The organism is Streptomyces sp. NPDC058751 (assembly GCF_042746485.1).
Taxonomy (GTDB): domain Bacteria; phylum Actinomycetota; class Actinomycetes; order Streptomycetales; family Streptomycetaceae; genus Streptomyces.
The window spans coordinates 56,455-75,695 of record NZ_JBHYPZ010000008.1; the positions used below are offsets into that span (position 1 = coordinate 56,455).

20 protein-coding genes are annotated in these 19,241 nt (G+C 73.6%); 13 read left to right on the forward strand and 7 right to left on the reverse strand.

Going from position 1 to position 19,241, the window contains the following annotated elements:
• The first annotated feature begins 10 nt into the window (after positions 1–10).
• The 8 genes from ACFW6B_RS10145 (at position 11) to ACFW6B_RS10180 (ending at position 8,049) form a co-directional block, all read left to right on the forward strand.
• Complete coding sequence (locus tag ACFW6B_RS10145) at positions 11–490, forward strand: hydrogenase maturation nickel metallochaperone HypA (RefSeq protein ID WP_386594018.1); 480 nt, start codon at positions 11–13, stop codon at positions 488–490.
• Entirely contained in the window at positions 474–1,265 is a 792-nt protein-coding gene (gene hypB, locus ACFW6B_RS10150; RefSeq protein WP_386594020.1) for a hydrogenase nickel incorporation protein HypB, read from the forward strand. The genes ACFW6B_RS10145 and hypB overlap by 17 nt, the downstream gene beginning before the upstream one ends.
• Positions 1,262–3,622, forward strand: a complete 2,361-nt coding sequence (hypF, locus tag ACFW6B_RS10155) for a carbamoyltransferase HypF (protein ID WP_386594022.1) — start codon at positions 1,262–1,264, stop codon at positions 3,620–3,622. Before hypB ends, hypF begins: the two co-directional genes overlap by 4 nt.
• A 35-nt stretch (positions 3,623–3,657) precedes the next feature.
• A complete protein-coding gene (locus ACFW6B_RS10160) occupies positions 3,658–3,996 on the forward strand; it encodes a HypC/HybG/HupF family hydrogenase formation chaperone (RefSeq protein ID WP_386594023.1) in 339 nt (112 codons plus the stop codon).
• Positions 3,993–5,111, forward strand: a complete 1,119-nt coding sequence (gene hypD, locus ACFW6B_RS10165) for a hydrogenase formation protein HypD (protein WP_386594025.1) — start codon at positions 3,993–3,995, stop codon at positions 5,109–5,111. The genes ACFW6B_RS10160 and hypD overlap by 4 nt, the downstream gene beginning before the upstream one ends.
• Before the next feature lie 85 nt (positions 5,112–5,196).
• Complete coding sequence (gene hypE, locus ACFW6B_RS10170) at positions 5,197–6,186, forward strand: hydrogenase expression/formation protein HypE (RefSeq protein WP_386594337.1); 990 nt, start codon at positions 5,197–5,199, stop codon at positions 6,184–6,186.
• Between the two features lie 201 nt (positions 6,187–6,387).
• Positions 6,388–6,744, forward strand: coding sequence for a DUF779 domain-containing protein (locus ACFW6B_RS10175; RefSeq protein WP_386594027.1), 357 nt, complete (start codon positions 6,388–6,390; stop codon positions 6,742–6,744).
• Between the two features lie 75 nt (positions 6,745–6,819).
• Positions 6,820–8,049, forward strand: coding sequence for a phosphodiester glycosidase family protein (locus tag ACFW6B_RS10180; RefSeq protein WP_386594029.1), 1,230 nt, complete (start codon positions 6,820–6,822; stop codon positions 8,047–8,049).
• A gap of 24 nt (positions 8,050–8,073) precedes the next feature.
• On the opposite strand, the gene ACFW6B_RS10185 is transcribed toward ACFW6B_RS10180, so the two are convergent.
• From ACFW6B_RS10185 to ACFW6B_RS10210, 6 genes are all read right to left on the reverse strand, one after another.
• Positions 8,074–8,268, reverse strand: coding sequence for a hypothetical protein (locus tag ACFW6B_RS10185; RefSeq protein ID WP_386594031.1), 195 nt, complete (start codon positions 8,266–8,268; stop codon positions 8,074–8,076).
• Between the two features lie 104 nt (positions 8,269–8,372).
• Positions 8,373–9,236: a phosphatidylinositol-specific phospholipase C/glycerophosphodiester phosphodiesterase family protein gene (locus ACFW6B_RS10190; protein ID WP_386594033.1), complete on the reverse strand. Its 864-nt coding sequence runs from the start codon at positions 9,234–9,236 to the stop codon at positions 8,373–8,375.
• 215 nt (positions 9,237–9,451) lie between these two features.
• Positions 9,452–10,576, reverse strand: coding sequence for an acyl-CoA dehydrogenase family protein (locus tag ACFW6B_RS10195; protein WP_386594035.1), 1,125 nt, complete (start codon positions 10,574–10,576; stop codon positions 9,452–9,454).
• On the reverse strand, positions 10,555–11,745 hold the full coding sequence (locus ACFW6B_RS10200) for an acyl-CoA dehydrogenase family protein (RefSeq protein WP_386594037.1): 1,191 nt from the start codon (positions 11,743–11,745) through the stop codon (positions 10,555–10,557). Before ACFW6B_RS10200 ends, ACFW6B_RS10195 begins: the two co-directional genes overlap by 22 nt.
• Positions 11,742–12,719, reverse strand: coding sequence for an NADPH:quinone oxidoreductase family protein (locus ACFW6B_RS10205; protein ID WP_386594039.1), 978 nt, complete (start codon positions 12,717–12,719; stop codon positions 11,742–11,744). The genes ACFW6B_RS10200 and ACFW6B_RS10205 overlap by 4 nt, the downstream gene beginning before the upstream one ends.
• Positions 12,720–12,839: 120 nt before the next feature.
• Complete coding sequence (locus ACFW6B_RS10210) at positions 12,840–13,484, reverse strand: helix-turn-helix domain-containing protein (protein ID WP_386594041.1); 645 nt, start codon at positions 13,482–13,484, stop codon at positions 12,840–12,842.
• 77 nt (positions 13,485–13,561) lie between these two features.
• Between ACFW6B_RS10210 and ACFW6B_RS10215 the strand changes: the two genes are divergently transcribed.
• From ACFW6B_RS10215 to ACFW6B_RS10235, 5 genes are all read left to right on the forward strand, one after another.
• Positions 13,562–14,542: an NAD(P)/FAD-dependent oxidoreductase gene (locus ACFW6B_RS10215; protein WP_386594043.1), complete on the forward strand. Its 981-nt coding sequence runs from the start codon at positions 13,562–13,564 to the stop codon at positions 14,540–14,542.
• A 73-nt stretch (positions 14,543–14,615) separates the two neighbouring features.
• Positions 14,616–16,154, forward strand: a complete 1,539-nt coding sequence (locus ACFW6B_RS10220) for an ATP-dependent DNA ligase (RefSeq protein WP_386594045.1) — start codon at positions 14,616–14,618, stop codon at positions 16,152–16,154.
• The gene (locus tag ACFW6B_RS10225; RefSeq protein WP_386594047.1) at positions 16,151–16,627 is read left to right on the forward strand and encodes an NUDIX domain-containing protein; all 477 of its coding nucleotides are present in this window, start codon (positions 16,151–16,153) and stop codon (positions 16,625–16,627) included. The genes ACFW6B_RS10220 and ACFW6B_RS10225 overlap by 4 nt, the downstream gene beginning before the upstream one ends.
• Before the next feature lie 110 nt (positions 16,628–16,737).
• Complete coding sequence (locus ACFW6B_RS10230; protein ID WP_386594049.1) at positions 16,738–18,129, forward strand: NADP-dependent succinic semialdehyde dehydrogenase; 1,392 nt, start codon at positions 16,738–16,740, stop codon at positions 18,127–18,129.
• A gap of 25 nt (positions 18,130–18,154) precedes the next feature.
• Entirely contained in the window at positions 18,155–18,394 is a 240-nt protein-coding gene (locus tag ACFW6B_RS10235; RefSeq protein ID WP_151470505.1) for a DUF6213 family protein, read from the forward strand.
• A gap of 66 nt (positions 18,395–18,460) precedes the next feature.
• Here the strand turns inward: ACFW6B_RS10235 and ACFW6B_RS10240 are convergent, their stop codons facing one another.
• The gene (locus ACFW6B_RS10240) at positions 18,461–19,156 is read right to left on the reverse strand and encodes a transcriptional regulator (RefSeq protein ID WP_386594052.1); all 696 of its coding nucleotides are present in this window, start codon (positions 19,154–19,156) and stop codon (positions 18,461–18,463) included.
• Positions 19,157–19,241: the final 85 nt, after the last annotated feature.

Consider the following 19,241-nt stretch of genomic DNA (forward strand, 5'->3'; position numbering starts at 1 on the left):
GGTGAGGGCCGTGCATGAGCTGTCGATCGCCGTCGCGGTCGTCGAACAGGCCGAGGAGGCCGTGCGGGAACGGGGCCGCGCGGTCGAGTCGCTGACCCTGCGGGTCGGCGAGCTGGCGGGGGTGGTGCCCGAGGCGCTGGACTTCTCGTTCGGGCTCGCGACGGAGGGCACCGCGCTGGCGGGGGCACGCCTGCTGATCGAGACTGTCGATGGCCGGGGCCGCTGCGAGTGCTGCGGCCGTGAGGCGCCGACCGGGATGCCTCCGGTGCTGTGGTGCGCCGGGTGCGGGACACCGCTGACCCTGCTCCGCGGCCGGGAACTGGAGATCGTCCGGGTGACGCTGGCCGCCGGCCCCCCGGACGCGGAAGGGACTTCGGACGGCGGGGGCGAAGGACCGCGGGGCGGAGAGGGCGCGGACGGCGGGCTCCGGCCCACGCCGTCCGGGCCGCCGGTACGCGACGAGGAGGCGGGCCATGTGCCGCACCGTTGACCTGCATCAGGCCGTGCTCGCCAGGAACGACGAGAACGCGCTGGCCCTGCGGGGCTATCTGGGTGACCGCGGCGCGGTGGCGGTGAACCTGCTGTCGAGTCCGGGCAGCGGCAAGACGGCCCTGCTCGAACTGCTGCTCGCGCGCGCCGTCGCGGACGGCGTCCCGGCCGCCGCCGTCACCGCCGACCTGGCGACCGAGAACGACGCGACCCGGCTGGCCCGGTCCGGGGCGCCGGTGCGGCAGATCCTCACCGACGGGCTGTGCCACCTGGAGGCGGGCATGCTCCAGCGGCGTCTCGAGGGCTGGCTGCCCGAGGGCACCCGCCTGCTGTTCGTCGAGAACGTCGGCAATCTGGTCTGTCCCGCCTCCTACGACCTCGGGGAGACCCTGCGGATCGCGCTCGCGTCGGTGACCGAGGGCGAGGACAAGCCGGTCAAGTACCCGACCGCCTTCGGGCTCGCCCATCTGGTCGTGATCACCAAGACCGACATCGCGGACGCCGTCGGCTTCGACCGGGAGGCGTTCCTGCGGGGCGTCCGGCAGGTCAATCCCGGGGTGCCGGTCCTGGAGACCTCGGCCCGCACCGGCCAGGGGGTCGACGCCCTGCTGGCGCACGTCCTGCGCCGCGCGGCCGGCCAGGAGGCGCACGTACCGGTGCTGGCGCGGCAGCACGAGCGGTACCTGCACAGTCACGGGAACGGCCAGGGACACGGCCACGAACACGGGCACGAGCACGCCGGCGGGCACGCCCCCGTGGACGGACAGGCGCGGTGAAGCCGGCCCCGGGGCGCGAGCGCCGGCACGTCACCGTCACGGGCGTGGTCCAGGGGGTGGGGTTCCGGCCCTTCGTGTACACCCTCGCGGAGGAACTGGGGCTGAGCGGCTGGGTCACCAACAACGCGCGGGGCGTCGAGGCGGAGGTGGAGGGCCCGGCGGCCCAGGTGGCGGAGTTCTGCGCGCGGATCGGGACACGGCCGCCGCCGCTCGCGGTCGTCGAGTCGGTCGGGCACCGGGCCGTGCCGCCGGAGAACGACGGCTCGGTGTTCGCCATCCGCCCCTCCTCCGGCGGACCGGGCCGCACCCTGGTCTCCCCGGACACCGCCACCTGCGACGCCTGTCTCGGCGAGCTCGCGGACCCCGCCGACCGGCGGTACCGGCACCCCTTCATCACCTGCACGCACTGCGGCCCGCGGTTCACCATCGTGACCGCGCTGCCGTACGACCGGGCCGGCACCACCATGGCGGGCTTCCCGATGTGCGCGGACTGCGCCCGGGAGTACGCGGACCCGGCCGACCGGCGCTTCCACGCCCAGCCGATCTCCTGTCCCGCCTGCGGTCCCCGGCTCACGCTGCGCACGGGGGCGGACGACCCGGGCGAGCTGCGGGACGGGGAGGCGCTCGCCGAGGCCCGTCGGCTGCTGGCCGAAGGAGCGGTGGTCGCGGTCAAGGGGGTCGGCGGCTACCACCTGGCGTGCGACGCGGGGGATCCCGCGGCCGTGCGTACCCTGCGCAAGCGCAAGAACCGCGGCGGCAAGCCCTTCGCGGTGCTCGCCGGCTCGCTGGAGACCGTCCGGCGGCTGGCCCGTGTCGGGCCCGAGGAGCGGGAGTTGCTCCTCGGGCCGCGCAAGCCGGTGGTCCTGCTGCGGCGGCGGGCGGGGGCGGGCGACGAGATCGCGGCGGGCGTCGCGCCGGGCAGCCCCGACCTCGGCTTCATGCTCCCGTACACGCCGGTGCACCGGCTGCTGCTCGGTCTGCCCGGCGATCCGCCGGGGCCGGCCGTCCTCGTCATGACCAGCGGGAACCGCTCGGGCGAGCCCATCGTCACCGACGACGCCGAGGCGCTGACCCGGCTGGCCGGGCTCGCCGACGCCTGGCTCGCGCACGACCGGACCGTCCACGTGCCCTGCGACGACTCGGTGGTCCGGGTGTGCGCGGGCGCCGAGCTGCCGGTGCGGCGCTCGCGCGGTTACGCCCCCTTCCCGGTCGCCCTGCCGGTGCCGGTGGTCCCGGCGCTGGCGGTGGGCGGGGACCTGAAGAACACCTTCTGCGCCGGTGACGGCCGCTACGCGTGGCTGTCCGCGCACGTCGGGGACATGGACGACCTGGCCACCCTGGACGCCTTCGAGCGGGCCACCGGCCATCTGACGGACCTCACCGCGGTCGAGCCGCGGCTGCTCGTCGCCGACCGGCACCCCGGCTACCGCTCCACCCGGTGGGCCCGGCGCGCCGCCGGGGCCCGCGGACTGACGCTGCGCCAGGTGCAGCACCACCACGCCCATGTCGCCTCGACGATGGCCGAGCACGGTCTCGACGGCTCGGAGCCGGTGATCGGGGTCGCCTTCGACGGGACCGGCTACGGCGACGACGGGGCCGTGTGGGGCGGTGAGGTGCTGATCGCCGACTACGACGGGTACCGGCGGTTCGCCCATCTGGGCTATGTCCCGCTGCCGGGCGGCGACGCCGCCGTGCGCAACCCCTACCGGATGGCGCTGTCGCACCTGCGGGCGGCGGGACTGCCCTGGCCGGACGGGCTGCCGTGCGCGGCGGCGGCCACGCCCGAGGAGCGGCGGCTGCTCGAAAGACAGCTCGAACGGGGGTTCAACTGCGTTCCCACGTCCAGCATGGGCCGCCTCTTCGACGCGGTGTCCTCGCTCGCGGGCGTCTGCCACCGGGTGGAGTACGAGGCTCAGGCCGCCATGGAGCTGGAGAACGCGGCGCTCGGCGATCTGGCGGGGCCGCTCGCCGACGACGAGCGGAACGACGCGTACCGGTTCATGCTGAGAGCGGTCCGTCAGGACCCCGGGGCGCCGCTGGTCGCCGACCCGGCACCGGTCCTGGCCGCCGCCGTCGCGGACGTCGGAGCCGGCGTCGGGGCCGGTCCGGTGGCCCGTCGGTTCCATCGGGCGGTGACCGGTCTGGTCCTGGAGGTGTGCACCGTGGCGCGGAGAAGGACCGGCATCGGCACGGTCGCCCTCAGCGGCGGCGTGTTCTGCAACGCCCTGCTCACCGAGGCCTGCGGCACCCTCCTGGAACGGGACGGTTTCACCGTGCTGAGGCACCGCAGGGTTCCCCCCAACGACGGCGGTCTGGCCCTCGGCCAGCTGATCGTCGCCGCCCGGTCGCTGGACTAGCGCGGCGGAGCTCACGAGCGAGGCAGGAGCGAGGCATGTGTCTGGCCGTACCCGGCCGAGTGCTGGAGATCGAGGAACGTGACGCGACGCGGATGGCCAAGGTGGACTTCGGCGGTGTCGTCAAGGACGTGTGTCTGGAGTACGTGCCGGACATGAGGGTCGGCGACTACGCCATCGTCCACGTGGGATTCGCGTTGCAGCGGCTGGACGAGGAGTCGGCCAGACAGACCCTGGAACTCTTCGAGAACCTCGGGGTGCTGGAGGAGGAGTTCGGCGACGCGTGGGGCAGGGCGGCCCGGGACGCCGGCGCCGAACGCCCCGCCGGAACCGGACGTCCGCCCCTGGAAGGCACCGAGAAGGAGGCGCGGTCATGAAGTACCTGGACGAGTTCAGCGATCCGGTCCTCGCCAAGCGGCTCTTCGACGACATCAGGGCGGTCACCACCCGGCCCTGGTCGCTCATGGAGGTCTGCGGCGGTCAGACGCACTCGATCATCCGCCACGGCATCGACCAGCTCCTGCCCGAGGAGATCCAGTTGATCCACGGGCCGGGCTGCCCGGTGTGCGTGACCCCGCTGGAGATCATCGACAAGGCGCTGGAGATCGCCTCCCGGCCCGATGTGATCTTCTGTTCGTTCGGCGACATGCTGCGCGTGCCCGGCAGCGGACGCGACCTGTTCAAGGTCAAGAGCGAGGGCGCGGACGTCCGGGTCGTGTACTCGCCGCTGGACGCGCTGAGGATCGCGCAGGACAACCCCGACCGGCAGGTCGTGTTCTTCGGCATCGGCTTCGAGACCACGGCGCCGCCCAACGCGATGACCGTGTACCAGGCCAGGAAGCTGGGCATCCCCAACTTCAGCCTGCTGGTCTCGCACGTCCGGGTGCCCCCGGCCATCGACGCGATCATGAACTCGCCGGACTGCCGGGTGCAGGCCTTCCTCGCCGCCGGGCACGTGTGCACGGTGATGGGCACGGCCGAGTACCCCGAACTCGCCGAGCGGCACCGGGTGCCGATCATCGTGACGGGCTTCGAGCCGCTCGACATCCTGGAGGGCATCCGCCGCGCGGTGATCCAGCTGGAGGCGGGGCAGCACACCGTGGAGAACGCCTATCCCCGGGCGGTGCAGCCCGAGGGAAGCCCCGCGGCGCGCGCCATGCTCTCCGACGTCTTCGAGGTGACCGACCGGGCCTGGCGCGGAATCGGCATGATCCCGCTGAGCGGCTGGCGGCTGTCGCCGAAGTACCGCGAGTTCGACGCCGAGCACCGCTTCTCGGTGACGGGCATCGAGACCGAGGAGTCGACCGTCTGCCGCAGCGGCGAGGTGCTCCAGGGCCTCATCAAGCCGCACGAGTGCGCCGCGTTCGGCAAGGAGTGCACCCCGCGCAATCCGCTGGGCGCGACCATGGTCTCCAGCGAGGGCGCGTGCGCGGCCTACTACCTCTACCGGCGGCTGGAGACCCCGGACAAGGAGGCGAGTTCCGTTGGCTGATCCGTTGACCGACCCGGCATACGCGCCGGCCGACTTCTCCTCGTGGACCTGCCCGGCGCCGCTGCGCGACCACGACAGGATCGTGATGGGGCACGGCGGTGGCGGCACGCTCTCCGCCGAGCTGGTGGAGCACCTGTTCGCGCCCGCCTTCGGCAACGCCGTGCTCGCCGAGCTCGGCGACTCCGCCCGTCTGCCGCTGGGAGGCGCCAGGCTCGCCTTCTCCACCGACTCCTTCGTCGTGCGGCCGCTGTTCTTCCCCGGCGGCAGCATCGGGGACCTGGCCGTCAACGGCACGGTCAACGACCTGGCCATGGCGGGGGCCGTACCGGCCTACCTCTCCTGCGGGTTCATCCTGGAGGAGGGCGTCGAGCTCTCCGTCGTGGGGCGCGTGGCCGAGGCGATGGGCGAGGCGGCGCGGACGGCCGGAGTGGTGATCGCGACCGGTGACACCAAGGTCGTCGACGCCGGTCACGGCGACGGCGTCTTCATCAACACCGCGGGGGTCGGGCTGATCCCGGACGGCGTCGACATCCGCCCGCAGCGCGCGGCCCCCGGTGACGTGGTGCTGGTCAGCGGGCCGATCGGCGTGCACGGAGTGGCGATCATGAGCGTGCGGGAGGGTCTCGAGTTCGGCGTCGAGATCCAGAGCGACACCGCGTCGCTGGCCGGTCTGGTCGCGGACATGCTGGCCGCCTGCCCCGACCTGCACGTGCTGCGCGACCCGACCCGCGGCGGCCTGGCCACCTCGCTGAACGAGATCGCCGCGGCGGCGGGGGTCGGCATCGCGATCCACGAACGGTCCCTGCCCGTCCCGGAGTCCGTCGCCAACGCCTGCGCCTTCCTCGGCCTGGACCCGCTGTACGTGGCCAACGAGGGCAAGCTGGTGGCGTTCGTGGCGGCCGAGCACGCCGACGCCGTGCTCGCGGCGATGCGGGCCCACCCGCTGGGCAAGGAGTCCGTGGCGATCGGGACCTGCGTGCCCGACCACCCGGGCATGGTGGTCGCGGCCACCCGTCTGGGCGGCACCCGGGTGGTGGACATGCCGCTCGGCGAGCAGCTGCCGCGCATCTGCTGACACACGGCACCCGGGCCGGCGCCTTCGGCTGAAGGCGCCGGCCCGGACGAGCGTTCCCGGGGCCGGTCCCCGGTGACGGACCCGCACGACGCGGGCGTCACCGGGGACCGGCCTCTCGCGCGCCCAGGGCGTGCAACCCTCTCGCAACGTCCCCTCTGGTCGGCTGGTCCACGACAGCCGTGAGAACCGAGGGGAGAGCCGATGGACGTCGTCCCGCGCGTGGAGCTGACGCCCGCGGCCGCCGAACTGCTGAGGCGACTGCGGACCGTGCACGGACCGCTGATGTTCCATCAGTCGGGCGGCTGCTGCGACGGCAGCGCGCCCATGTGCTACCCGGAGGGTGAGTTCCGCACCGGCGGCTCCGACGTGCTGCTGGCCGAGCTGGAGATCGAGGGCGTCGACGAGCCGGTCTCCTTCTGGATCTCGAAGAGCCAGTACGAACGGTGGCGCCACACGCGTCTCATCGTGGACGTCGTGGCGGGCCGTGGCAGCGGCTTCTCCCTCGAAGCACCCGAAGGAGTGCGTTTTCTGACCCGTTCCCGCGTCGTCGGCGCCTAGCCACCGGACGGCGTCCCCGCCTCTGGTGCAATTCCCCTGAGTCCTGCCAGAGTTGACGAGACATCAGGGGGCACCGTGACGCGTCCGGGCAGACGGTTCAGAACGGCACTGACGGTCTTCACGGCGAGCGGGGCACTGGCCGGCGCGGCCCTGGCGGGGGCGGCACCGGCCGACGGTGCGGAGGGCGCGACCCGCATCGCGCCGGGCGTCGCGTACACGGAGCTGGACATCCCGTCGGCCGGGGGAACGGCCCACGCGCACGTGCTGGACGTCGATCTGCGCGACCCCCGTGTCCGGGTCGACCTGCTCCACCCCGGTGCCGTGGCTGCCCGGGCTCCCGTGTCGCGGCTGGCCGACTCCCGGGGCGCGGTCGCCGGGGTCAACGGCGACTTCTTCAACATCACGGAGACGCAGCATCCGGGCGTCGAGGCGACGGGCGCGGCGGTGGGTCCGGCGATCGCGAGCGGCCGCGGTCTGAAGGCCGCGGTCCCGGTCGGCCAGCGGTTCGGACCGGCGCTGCCGCCCGGCACGACCACCGAGGACGTGTTCGGCGTGGGCACCGACCGCCGGGCCCGGCTGGACGACGTGGTCCTCGACGGATCCGTACGCGGTCCCGGCGGCACCTGGCCGCTCGGCGGGTTCAACCAGTACGCGCTCCCGGTGGGCTCCGTCGGCGCGTTCACGGCGGACTGGGGAAGCGCCTCGCGGGTCCGCGCGACCTGCGGTACGGACACGGACCGGGCCGCGCCGTGCAGTACCGACACCTACGAGGTGGCGGTCCGCCGCGGAAGGGTCGTGTCGGTCGCCGGCGCTCCCGGCGGCGGACCCGTCTCCCGGGGCACCACCGTGCTGGTCGGCCGCGAGGCGGGTGCCCGGAAGCTGCGGACGCTGTCCGTGGGCGAGAAGGTCGGCGTACGGCACCGGCTGGTCGCGAAGTCCTCCAAGATCCCCTACCGGTTCGCGGTCGGAGGCTGTCCGATGATGACCGGCGGGACGCCGCTGCCGGGTCTGGACGACAGGACCGCCGCCGTACGCACCGCGGTGGGTTTCTCCGACCACGGGCGCCGGATGCAGCTCCTCGCCCTGGACGGCGCCCCGGAGTACCGTGGCGGGCTCACCGTCGCCGAGGTCGCCCGGGCGATGCGGCGGCTGGGGTCCGAGGACGCCTTCGGTCTGGACGGCGGTGGATCCACCACGATGGTCGCCCGGCGGGCGGGGGCGGACGCCGTCACCGTCCTCAACCATCCGAGCGGCGGCGCCGAGCGTCCCGTCCCCAACGGCATCGGGGTGTTCACGGCCTCCTGACACCGCGCCGGGCCGGGGCTCCGGTCACGGGGACAGGCTGCCCACGATGTCGGCCGTCGCGGTGAGGCCGCTGTGGATCGTCGGGGCCATGCTCGTACTGGCCAGCAGGAACCCGAGCAGGGCGCAGACCAGGGCGTGGGAGATCTTCAGTCCTCCGTTGCGCAGGAAGATCACCGCCAGCACCAGGAGCAGCAGCACCACCGAGATGGAAATGGCCATCGTCAACCTCCTCCGCCACGTCCGCTTCGCGGCGTTCGGCCGCAAGTGTGGCGTAGCGGAGGGTTCGGCCGGGCGGATGACGTGTCCCCCGAACGGGTGGTCTTCTACCGTCGGTCGTGGGCGTCCAGGAACTCTTCGAGACCGCCCAGGTCATCGGTGTTGAGGTGGTCGACGTCGGCGGCGACGAGTTCGCGCCAGAGCGCCTCCCGTGTCGGGCCCGCGAGGTCCGGGGTGGCCCAGAACCGGACCCTCTGCCCGCGCGCGTGCGCGGTCGCCGTGATGCGGCGCAGCTTCTCGCGTTCGGCGTCCGGGAACGGACCCTCGCCCCGCCAGCTGAAGTTGAGCGTCCAGTTGTCGCTGATCAGCGGGATGAGGGAGGCGGGCGCGGGACCGCCGAGGTCGGCGAGCCGGCCGTCGTAGAAGGCGAACCGCTCGGTCTGCGCCTCCATCGGGACGCGTGCGGCGCGGTCCCCTGAGACGACGGCCGTGACCGGTCCGGGACGCACCTTGCCGTGCGCGTACGACGTGAACAGGTGCCGGTGGCGGCGCAGACGGCGGTCGAGTTCGAGGTACGTCGAAGCGCCCTCGGTCTTGATGTCGACGAGCAGTTGGAGCGGCCGGTGGTGGCCCCGGTACACCGAGCCGTGGTTGGCCTTGACGCGGGCCGCCAGCGGTTCGAGGTAGAGGGATTCGAGGGTGCGGGCGGGGTCGAGGTCCACCGGGTCGTGGGCGACGAGGAGTTGACCGTCCACGAGGTGGATGTCGGCCTCGACGCTGCCGAAGCGGTGGTCTAGCGCGTCGAGGAGGGGGCGCGGGTGCTCGTAGTCGTTGTGCGCGTGGGCCCGCCATAAGGGCCGTGTGCGGGGCTTCGCCCCGGCCGCGAGAGCCCGCGGCGCGGGCAGCGCGAACGAGCCGGTGAGGGCGGCGCCGAACGTGGTGAGGGCTCTGCGCCGGGTGGTGGGGGTCATGCTGTGCCTCCCTGGAGGATGCCGTCAGGACCTCAGGGAGTATGCGGCCGGCGGAGGCCGGGAAACCTCGCTCCGGCGGGAGTTGGCCGGACCGACGTGACGCGTTCACTTCACCGGATCCGGGCGTGGTCCGGCGTTCCGTCCGCTTCCCGCCCGTTTCGCGGACGCGCGGAAAGGCCCGCCCCCGGGTGGGGGCGGGCCTTTCCGGGACGCCGTCAGGGCGCCTGGAGGTCGACCAGTTCGGCCAGGGCCTCGCGGTGCGCGCCCGCGGTGCCGTAGGCGATGGAGTCGGCCTTGGCGCGCTTGAGATAGAGGTGCGCCGGGTGTTCCCACGTCATGCCGATGCCGCCGTGGAGCTGGAGCGCCTCCTCCGCGGCGTGTACGGCGACGGGTGCCGCGTACGCCTGGGCGACGGCGACGGCCACGTCGCCGTCCGCGCTGCCGGTGGCCAGCGCGTCGGCGGCGTTGCGGGCCGCGGCGCGGGCGCCCACGACCTCCAGCCACACCTGGGCCAGCCGGTGCTTGAGCGCCTGGAACCCGCCGACCGGCCGGTTGAACTGCTTGCGCTCCTTGAGGTAGCGCACGGTCTCCGTCAACGAGTTTTCGGCGATCCCCAGTTGCTCGGAGGCGAGCAGTCCGGCCCCGGCCCGCAGCGCGCGCCGTACGGCGCCGGGCGCGTCCGCGGTGAGCCGGCGCCCGGGCGCGGCGTCGAGGGTGATCCGGGCGAGCGGCCGGGTCTGGTCGAGGCCGACCTGCGGGACGGTCGTGACGGCGGCCGCGTCGACGGCGTACAGAGCGCCGTCCTCGGCCGGGACCAGCAGGACGTCGGCGGCCGCCGCGTCCGCGATGCCCGTCAGCTCCCCGTGCAGGGAACCGTTCTCCAGCCGGACGGTCCGGTGGGCGGCGCCCGGCCCGACGTTCAGGGCGACCGCGAGGACGCCCACGGTCCGGCCGGAGGCGAGCGCGGCGAGCAGTTCGTCCGCCTCCGGCCCCTCGCAGGCCAGCAGTGCCTCGGTCGCGACCACGGCGCTCGTCAGGTACGGCACGGGAGCGACGGCGCGGCCCAGTTCCTCCAGGACCACGGCGGCCTCGCGGTGCGTGGCGCCCTGGCCGCCCCGCTCCTCGGGCACCAGGAGGCCCGCGAGGCCCATGCCCTCCGTGAGGGCCTTCCACAGGTCGGCGTCGTGCGGAGTGCCCGACTCGGTGCGGGTGATGACGTCCGCCGCGGCGCAGCGGTCGGTGAGGAGGTCGCGGACGGCGGCGCGCAGCGCCTCTTCCTCCTCGGTGTAGAGCAGATCGGGCTCGGTGCTCACCTGGCTCATCGGGCGAGGTCCTTCCATGCGACGTCCTTGTCGGTGCGCGGCTCGGACGGCAGGCCGAGGACGCGTTCGGCGACGATGTTCAGCAGGACCTCGCTGGTCCCGCCCTCGATGCTGTTGCCCTTGGAGCGCAGGTAGCGGTATCCGGCGTCCCGGCCGGTGAAGTCGACCAGTTCGGGCCGGCGCATCGTCCAGTCCTCGTACAGCAGGCCTTCCTCGCCGAGGAGTTCGACCTCCAGGCCGCTGATCTCCTGGTTGAGCCGGGCGAAGCCGAGCTTCATCCCGGCGCCCTCGTGGCCCGGCTGGCCCTGGGCGAGCTGCTGGCGCAGCCGCTCGCCGGACAGGCGGGCGACCTCGGACTCGACCCACAGCCTCAGCAGCCGCTGGTGCGTGTCGTGGGTGCGCAGTTCGGGCCGCTCGCGCCAGGTCTTCGAGACCGGGCCGATCATGCCGCCCTCGCGCGGGATGCGCATGCCGCCGATGGAGACGCGTTCGTTCATCAGGGTGGTCTGCGCGACCCGCCAGCCGTCGCCGACCTCGCCGAGGCGGTGGGCGTCGGGGATGCGGACGTCGGTGAGGAAGACCTCGTTGAACTCGGCCTCGCCGGTGATCTGACGCAGCGGGCGCACGTCGACGCCCGGGTCGCTCATGTCGCAGACGAAGTAGGTGATGCCCCGGTGCTTGGGCACGTCCGGGTCGGTGCGGGCGATGAGGATGGCGAAGCGGGCGAGATGGGCGCTGGAGGTCCACACCTTCTGCCCGTTGACCACCCAGTCGCCGTCCTCGCCGCCCTCGCGGACCGCCCGGGTGCCGAGCGCGGCGAGGTCCGATCCGGCGCCGGGCTCGCTGAAGAGCTGGCACCACACCTCCTCGCCGGTCCACAGGGGCCGAAGGAAGCGCCGCTTCTGCTCCTCGGTGCCGAAGCCGAGGATGGTCGGTGCGGCCATGCCGAGGCCGATGCCGATGCGCCGCGGGTCGTTGTCGGGCGCGCCGGCGGCGGCCAGTTCGGCGTCCACGACGGCCTGGAGGCTGCGCGGTGCGCCGAGGCCGCCGAGGCCCTCGGGGTAGTGCACCCAGGCGAGGCCGGCGTCGAAGCGGGCCCTCAGGAAGTCCAGCCGGTCCGTTTCCCCGGGCGGGTGCGCGGCCAGCAACTCCTGGGTGCGGCGGCGCAGTTCGGCTGCGTCGGTCATGCGGCGGCTCCGTTCTCCAGTGTGGGCACCACGGCGATCCGCCCGGTGGTGACTCCGTCGGCGACCCGCTGCACGGCGGCGGCGGCCTCGCCCAGCGGCACCCGCTCGCTCACCAGCGGCTTGATCGCGCCGCGCGCGGCCAGTTCGGTGAGCTGCTCGTGGCAGTGCAGCACGAGCTTCGGGTTCTTGGTGTTGTACAGGCCCCAGTGCAGGCCCAGGACGCCGTAGTTCTTGACGAGGGCGTGGTTCAGCGCGGGGCTCGGGATCGAGCCGCTGGCGAAGCCGACGACCACGATCCGGCCCTCGAAGGCGACGACCTTCGTGGACTGGGTGTAGGCCTCGCCGCCCACGGGGTCGTAGATCACGTCCGCGCCGCGTCCGCCCGTCGCCTCCTTGACGGCTCCGATCACGTCCTCGGCGCGCCGGTCGATCACGACGTCGCAGCCCAGGTCGCGCGCGACCTGGGCCTTGTCGGCGCCGCCCACGACTCCGATGACCCGCGCGCCCGCCGCCTTTCCGAGCTGGACCGCCGCGCTGCCGACGCCTCCGGCGGCCGCGTGCACGAGGAGTGTCTCGCCGGCCTCCAGACGGGCCCGGCGGTGCAGGCCGAACCAGCCGGTCTGGTAGCCGATGTGCAGGGCGGCGGCCTCGGCGTCGTCGAGGGCGTCGGGGGCCGGCAGCAGGGCGGCGGCGTCGGCGACCGCGTACTCGGCGAAGCCGCCGTGGGGCAGCGCCGGGTTGGCGATCACCCGGCGGCCGTCCTCGGTCTCGCCGCAGATCTCCACGCCGGGCGTGAACGGCAGCGGCGGCCTGACCTGGTACTGGCCCCGGCACATCAGCGCGTCGGGGAAGTTGATGTTCGCGGCGCGCACCTTGAGCAGGACCTGGCCGTCACCGGGCGTCGGCCGATCCACCTCCAGGAGGCGCATCGCCTCTGCGGGCTCGCCGTTCTGGTGCACTTGCCATGCCTGCATGCGGGGCCTCCAGGGGGCTGTGTCGGCTGACCGGGCTCCTCCGCATACTAAGCGGTCGCTTGCCGCACTGGGAACAGCAGAGGCCCCGCGTCTTCGCCACGCCTCCCGCCCCTCCCGCTCCTACCGCTCCTCGCCGCGGGACTTGGGCCGCGCCCGCACGTGCATCCGCTCCCCCTGCGGCCCGAACAGGCTCAGGAACTCCGCGGGCCCCTCCCCCGTCGACCCGAACCAGTGCGGCACACGGGTGTCGAACTCCGCCGCCTCCCCCGCCTCCAGCACGACGTCGTGCTCGCCGAGCACCACCCGCAGCCGCCCGGACAGCACGTACAGCCATTCGTAGCCCTCGTGCGTGCGCGGATCGGGTTCCGTCGTCCGCTTCGGTTCGAGCACCTTGTACGCCTGGAGCCCGCCGGGCCGGCTGGTCAGCGGCCAGTACGTGCGGCCGTGGCGCACCATCGGCTCGGCACGCACCCGCGGGTCCCCGACCGGCGGGGCGCCGACCAGTTCGTCCAGGGCGACCTGATGGGCCCGGGCGATGGGCAGCAGCAGCTCCAGGCTGGGCCTGCGCAGCCCCGATTCCAGACGCGAGAGCGTGCTCACCGAGATGCCGGTCGCCTCGGACAGCCCGGCCAGGGTCGCCCCGCGCTCCTTCCTGATGCGCCGCAGCCGCGGACCCACCTCGGCGAGGACCTCGTCCGTCGCCGCGTCACCGGTCGCTCCGCGCCCGCCCTGGTCACTGTCGCCCGCACGGGCCGTATCGCTCATCCCCCCATTGCAGAATCGGCAAAGAGGTTTGTCAATCCGGCGGGTTCCGGGCGACCTTCTCCGTGGAGGTGGTCACCATGACCGAGACAAGGACCGGACCGAGGGCCGGAACACCCGCCGGGACCTACGAGGTGGTCGTCGTGGGCGGCGGCGCGGCGGGGCTCTCCGCCGCCCTGGTCCTCGGCCGGGCGCGGCGCCGGACGCTCGTCGTCGACGAGGGCGAGCCGCGCAACGCGCCCGCCGCGCACATGCAGGGCTATCTGACCCGCGACGGCATGCCGCCCGCCGAGTTCCTCGCCGAGGGACGGCGGGAGGTCGAGGGATACGGCGTGGAGATCGTCCGTGGCCGGGTGACGGACGTCGTCCGGGACGGCGCCGGGGAGTTCGACGTCACGACCGGGTCCGGGGAGACCGTCCACGCGCGCCGGCTGATCGTGACGACGGGGCTGGCTGACGAGATGCCGCCGGTGCCCGGCGTCGCCGAGCGCTTCGGGCGCGACGTGCTGCACTGCCCGTACTGCCACGGCTGGGAGGTGCGCGACCGGGCCTTCGGCGTCCTGGCCACGACGCCGATGAGCGTGCACCAAGCGCTGATGGTCGGCCAGTGGTCGAAGGACGTCACGCTGTTCCTGCACACGGTGGCCGAGGACGAGCTCTCCGACGAGGACCTGCGCCGGCTCGCCGCCGCGGGGGTCGCCGTGGTGCCCGGCGAGGTCGCCGGGCTGGTGGTCGCCGGGGACCGGCTCACCGGGGTGCGGCTCGCGAACGGGACCACGCACGAGCGCTCCGTGCTGTTCACGGCCCCGCGCCCGGTGCCGCGGACCGGCCTGCTGGAGGGGCTGGGCGCGGAACTGCGGGAGACGCCGTTCGGCAGTTACCCGGTGACCGACCCGACCGGGCTGACGAGCGTGCCGGGCGTCTGGGCGGCCGGCAACGCCGCCGGTTTCGCCGAGCAGGTGGTGAACGCCGCGAGCGGCGGGTACCGGGCGGCGGCCACGCTCAACGGCGAACTCCTGTTCGCCGACCTCGACGCGGCGATCGCGCGCGGACGAGGCTGAAACACGTCGTACGGGGGCACGCCCCGGACCCCGTACGGGTGTGCGCCGGGCGCCGGCGTTGCACGATGGCTGCATGCTGCTGAGCCGGCTCGCCCGTGTGTCCCAGGAGGTCGCCGCCACCTCGGCGCGGTCCCGGAAGACCGCTCTGCTCGCGGAGCTGTTCCGGGACGCCGAGGCGGACGACGCGCCGATCGTGATCCCGTATCTGGCGGGCCGGCTGCCGCAGGGCCGCGTCGGCGTCGGCTGGAAGGTGCTGAGCGCACCGGTCGCTCCCGCCACCGGACCCACCCTGACCGTGCGCGAGGTGGACGCCAGGCTCACCGCGCTCGGCGAGGTCTCCGGCACCGGTTCGCAAGCCGAGCGGGCCCGTCTGGTGGGTGAGCTGATGGCGGCGGCCACGGAGGAGGAACAGCGTTTCCTGTTCGGGCTGCTCACCGGCGAGGTCCGTCAGGGCGCGCTGGACGCGCTCGCGGCCGAGGGGCTCGCGGAGGCGACCGGCGCTCCCGCGGGGGACGTACGACGGGCGGTGATGCTGGCGGGTTCGCTGTCGGCGGTGGCCCGGGCCCTCCTGGCGGACGGTCCGAGTGCCCTGGACGGCTTCCGGCTCACCGTCGGCCGTCCGGTGCAGCCGATGCTGGCGCACTCCGCCTCCTCCGTCTCCGAGGCGGTCGGCAAGCTCGGCGCCTGCGCGGTCGAGGAGAAGCTCGACGGCGTCCGGGTGCAGCTGCACCGGGACGGCGAGGACGTCCGCGTCTACACCCGCACCCTCGACGACATCACCGGCCGGCTGCCCGAACTCACCGCCGCCGCGATGGAGTTGCGGGGCGAGCGGTTCGTCCTGGACGGCGAGGTGATCGCGCTGGACGACCGGGGGCGTCCGCGTTCCTTCCAGGAGACGTCCGCCCGGGTGGGATCGCGCGTGGACGTCGAGGCGGCCGCGCGGACCGTGCCCGTCTCCCCCGTCTTCTTCGACGCCCTGTCCGTCGGCGGGCGGGACCTGCTGGACCTGCCGTTCACCGAGCGGCACGCGGAACTGGCACGGCTGGTGCCCGGCCCGATGCGGGTCCGGCGGACGCTCGTGCGGGGGCCGGACGACACCGGGCGGGCCGAGACGTTCCTCGCCGAGACCCTGGCCCGGGGGCACGAGGGCGTCGTGGTGAAGGCCCTTGACGCCCCCTACAGCGCGGGCCGGCGCGGCACCGCCTGGCTCAAGGTCAAACCCGTGCACACCCTGGACCTGGTGGTCCTGGCGGCCGAATGGGGCCACGGGCGGCGCACCGGCAGGCTCTCCAACCTGCACCTGGGCGCACGCGCCGGCGACGGCTCCTTCGTCATGCTCGGCAAGACCTTCAAGGGCATGACCGACGCGATGCTCGCCTGGCAGACCGAACGGTTGCGGGAGCTGGCCGTCACGGACGACGGCCACGTGGTGACCGTACGCCCCGAACTCGTCGTCGAGATCGCGTACGACGGTCTGCAGCGGTCCACCCGCTACCCGGCCGGGGTCACCCTCCGCTTCGCCCGGGTCGTGCGTTACCGCGAGGACAAGCCGGCGTCCGAGGCCGACACCGTGGACACCCTGCTGGCCGCCCACCCGGAGACGGCACGGTGAGCGGAGGACAGCACGGCCGGAGGAGCGCGGGACTGCTGTTGTTCCGGCACACCGACCACGGTGTGGAGGTATTGATCGGCCATATGGGCGGACCGTACTTCGCCCGGCGCGACGCCGGAGCCTGGACCCTTCCCAAGGGCGAGTACGAACCCGACGAGCCGGCCTGGGACGCCGCCCGCCGCGAGTTCCGGGAGGAGCTCGGGCTGGCTCCGCCCGACGGGGAGGCGGTCGCGCTCGGCGAGGTCACCCAGGCGAACGGCAAGGTGGTCACGGCCTGGGCGGTCGAGGCGGACCTCGACCCGGCGGCCGTGGTCCCCGGCACGTTCACGATGGAGTGGCCGCCGAGGTCGGGGCGACGGCAGGAGTTCCCCGAACTCGACCGGGTGGAGTGGATGACCCCGGAGCGGGCCCGGACCCTGCTGGTGGCCGCCCAGACGGTGTTTCTCGACCGGCTGGCCGAGCACTCGTCCTGAGAGCCGGCGTTCGGACAGGAGCGTCGGCTCGCCCCGGGGACCCGCCCGCGTTGCGCCGGGCGGCACCGCGCGGGAGGGTCGGGGAACAGCCAGCTTTCAGGAGGTCGGCCATGCCCATCGCGACGGTGAACCCGGCGAACGGCGAGACGCTCAAGACGTACGACGCCCTCGGCGCCGAGGAGATCGAGCGCAGGCTCGCCGCGGCCGAGGCCACGTTCCGCACGTATCGCACCACCTCGTTCGCCGAGCGGGCGCGGCTCCTGCACCGCGCCGCCGATCTCCTGGACGAGGACCTGCAGGACATCGGCCGGGTGATGACCACCGAGATGGGCAAGCCGGTCAAGCAGGCCCGGGCGGAGGCCGCCAAGTGCGCCAAGGCGATGCGCTGGTACGCCGACCACGCCGAGGACCTGCTCGCCGACGAGCTGGCCGCCCCCGCCGACGCCGCGGACTCCGGGGCCTCCCGGGTCCTCGCGCGCTACCGGCCGATCGGCCCCGTGCTCGCGGTGATGCCGTGGAACTTCCCGCTCTGGCAGGTGGTCCGCTTCGCCGCGCCCGCGCTGATGGCGGGCAACGTGGGGCTGCTCAAGCACGCCTCGAACGTGCCGCAGACCGCCCTGTACCTGGAGGACCTGTTCCGCCGGGCGGGCTTCCCCGAGGGCTGCTTCCAGACGCTGCTGATCGGGTCGGGGGCGGTCGAGGGCGTCCTGCGCGACCCGCGGGTCAAGGCTGCCACCCTCACCGGCAGCGAACCGGCCGGCCGGGCGGTCGCCTCGGTCGCCGGGGACGAGGTGAAGAAGACGGTGCTGGAGCTGGGCGGCAGCGACCCGTACGTCGTGATGCCGTCCGCGGACGTGGAGCGCGCCGCGACGGTCGCCGTCACCGCGCGTGCGCAGAACAACGGGCAGTCGTGCATCGCCGCCAAGCGGTTCATCGTGCACGCCGACGTGTTCGACGCCTTCGCCGAGCGGTTCGCGGCGGGCATGAGGGCCCTCAAGGTGGGCGACCCCCTGGAGGAGGACACCGAGATCGGTCCGCTCTCCACCGAGCAGGGCCGCACCGACCTGGAGGAACTGGTGGACGACGCCGTGGAGAAGGGCGCGACGGTACTGTGCGGCGGCGAACGTCCCGACGGTTTCGACGGCGGCTGGTACTACGCGCCGACCGTGCTCACCGGCATCACTCCCGGCATGCGCATCCACCTGGAGGAGACGTTCGGGCCGGTCGCCACGCTGTACCGGGCCGCCGACCTGGACGAGGCGGTGGCCCTCGCCAACGACACCCCGTTCGGGCTCAGCTCGAACCTGTGGACCCATGACGAGACCGAGGTGGAGCGGTTCGTACGTGATTCCGAGGCGGGCGGGGTGTTCGTCAACGGGATGACGGCCTCGCACCCGGCGTTCCCCTTCGGCGGGGAGAAGCGGTCCGGCTACGGACGTGAACTGTCGGGGCACGGAATCCGCGAGTTCTGCAACATCACCACCGTATGGCACGGAGCGTGAGCGTTCCGCAGCTACGATCCCTCGTGTGAACCGCGAAGTGACCCTCCCCCTGATCGTCGACGACCGCGGCACGTTGCAGGTTGCGGCCGCAGACGTCAGCAAGCTGTTGCGCACGGTGGGCGGCCGGTGGCTGCATCTGGTGGAGGCCGGCCAGGACGGCCTCGACGAGGACACCGTGGCCGCGCTCACGATCGAACTGGCCAAGCTGGCCGACCGGATCGACGTGGCCTGCATCGCGCACAGCAGCGGGCCCAGCGGCCGCTGAACCGCGGCGGCGGTACCGGACGGAGCAACGGACGGCGTCCCGTGACGGGACGCCGTTCCGGCCGCCTCAGGCGACTCGCTGGTCCTGTTCCCACAGGGCGTGCCAGAACCTCGACTCGTAGGCCATGAGCAGCCGCCCGTGGCGCAGGGCGTCGTCCAGGGAGATCCGTTCGGCGCCGAGACCGGCCTGCACCGCGGCCAGCGCCTTGTTCTCCAGTTCGGGCGCGGGCGCCGCGAAGAGGTCGAAGAACCCGCAGGCCTCGTCGTCGAAGCCGTAGTGGTGGCGCAGCGCCTCGGTGATGGTCTCGCAGTAGCCGCCCCACGCCGCGAAGTCGGCCCCGAGCGCGAGGACCACGTCCACCGGCTCCCCGTTCAGGGCGAGCCAGGCGACGTACGCGGGATAGGCCTGGCAGTCGGCGAGCGGTTCGTACTCCGCGGCCCGTGTCCCGTCGGCTCCCACCGCGGCGGCGAACGCGGCGAGCCGTTCCCCGGCCAGTGCCTCGCCCTCGGCGAGCATCTCGAAGAAGGCGGCGCTCGCCGGGTCGGCCGGAGACGTCCGCGTGCCGGCCGCCGAGCGTTCGGCCAGATGAACGAACGCACGGTGGTCCGAGGCGACCACATGGCGCTGTTCCAGGGCCAGCGCGGCGAGCGTGTCGAGCTGGGCGGCACCGCGGGCGATCAGCGGCAGCAGCCGGTTGGCACGGGGATCCGGGGCGAGTTTCCCGGTGACGCCCTCCAGCAGTTCCCTGGCCGTCCGCGTCATCACGCGCTCCTTCGGTCCGGCTGACTCCGAGCCCCCGCGACCAGAGTGCACGGTCACCCCCGGTTCGGTGCGCTACGACGCGAAG

Coding starts and splice junctions, on each gene's coding strand:
- ACFW6B_RS10195 (WP_386594035.1), bottom strand. CDS start 10,576: ATGGAAGGACCTCGCCCGATGAGCCAGGTGAGCACCGAGCCCGATCTG.
- ACFW6B_RS10210 (WP_386594041.1), bottom strand. CDS start 13,484: ATGAGCGATACGGCCCGTGCGGGCGACAGTGACCAGGGCGGGCGCGGA.
- ACFW6B_RS10240 (WP_386594052.1), bottom strand. CDS start 19,156: ATGACGCGGACGGCCAGGGAACTGCTGGAGGGCGTCACCGGGAAACTC.
- ACFW6B_RS10190 (WP_386594033.1), bottom strand. CDS start 9,236: ATGACCCCCACCACCCGGCGCAGAGCCCTCACCACGTTCGGCGCCGCC.
- hypB (WP_386594020.1), top strand. CDS start 474: ATGTGCCGCACCGTTGACCTGCATCAGGCCGTGCTCGCCAGGAACGAC.
- ACFW6B_RS10200 (WP_386594037.1), bottom strand. CDS start 11,745: ATGACCGACGCAGCCGAACTGCGCCGCCGCACCCAGGAGTTGCTGGCC.
- ACFW6B_RS10160 (WP_386594023.1), top strand. CDS start 3,658: ATGTGTCTGGCCGTACCCGGCCGAGTGCTGGAGATCGAGGAACGTGAC.
- hypE (WP_386594337.1), top strand. CDS start 5,197: ATGGGGCACGGCGGTGGCGGCACGCTCTCCGCCGAGCTGGTGGAGCAC.
- ACFW6B_RS10230 (WP_386594049.1), top strand. CDS start 16,738: ATGCCCATCGCGACGGTGAACCCGGCGAACGGCGAGACGCTCAAGACG.
- ACFW6B_RS10185 (WP_386594031.1), bottom strand. CDS start 8,268: ATGGCCATTTCCATCTCGGTGGTGCTGCTGCTCCTGGTGCTGGCGGTG.
- ACFW6B_RS10205 (WP_386594039.1), bottom strand. CDS start 12,719: ATGCAGGCATGGCAAGTGCACCAGAACGGCGAGCCCGCAGAGGCGATG.
- ACFW6B_RS10215 (WP_386594043.1), top strand. CDS start 13,562: ATGACCGAGACAAGGACCGGACCGAGGGCCGGAACACCCGCCGGGACC.
- ACFW6B_RS10220 (WP_386594045.1), top strand. CDS start 14,616: ATGCTGCTGAGCCGGCTCGCCCGTGTGTCCCAGGAGGTCGCCGCCACC.
- ACFW6B_RS10175 (WP_386594027.1), top strand. CDS start 6,388: ATGGACGTCGTCCCGCGCGTGGAGCTGACGCCCGCGGCCGCCGAACTG.
- hypD (WP_386594025.1), top strand. CDS start 3,993: ATGAAGTACCTGGACGAGTTCAGCGATCCGGTCCTCGCCAAGCGGCTC.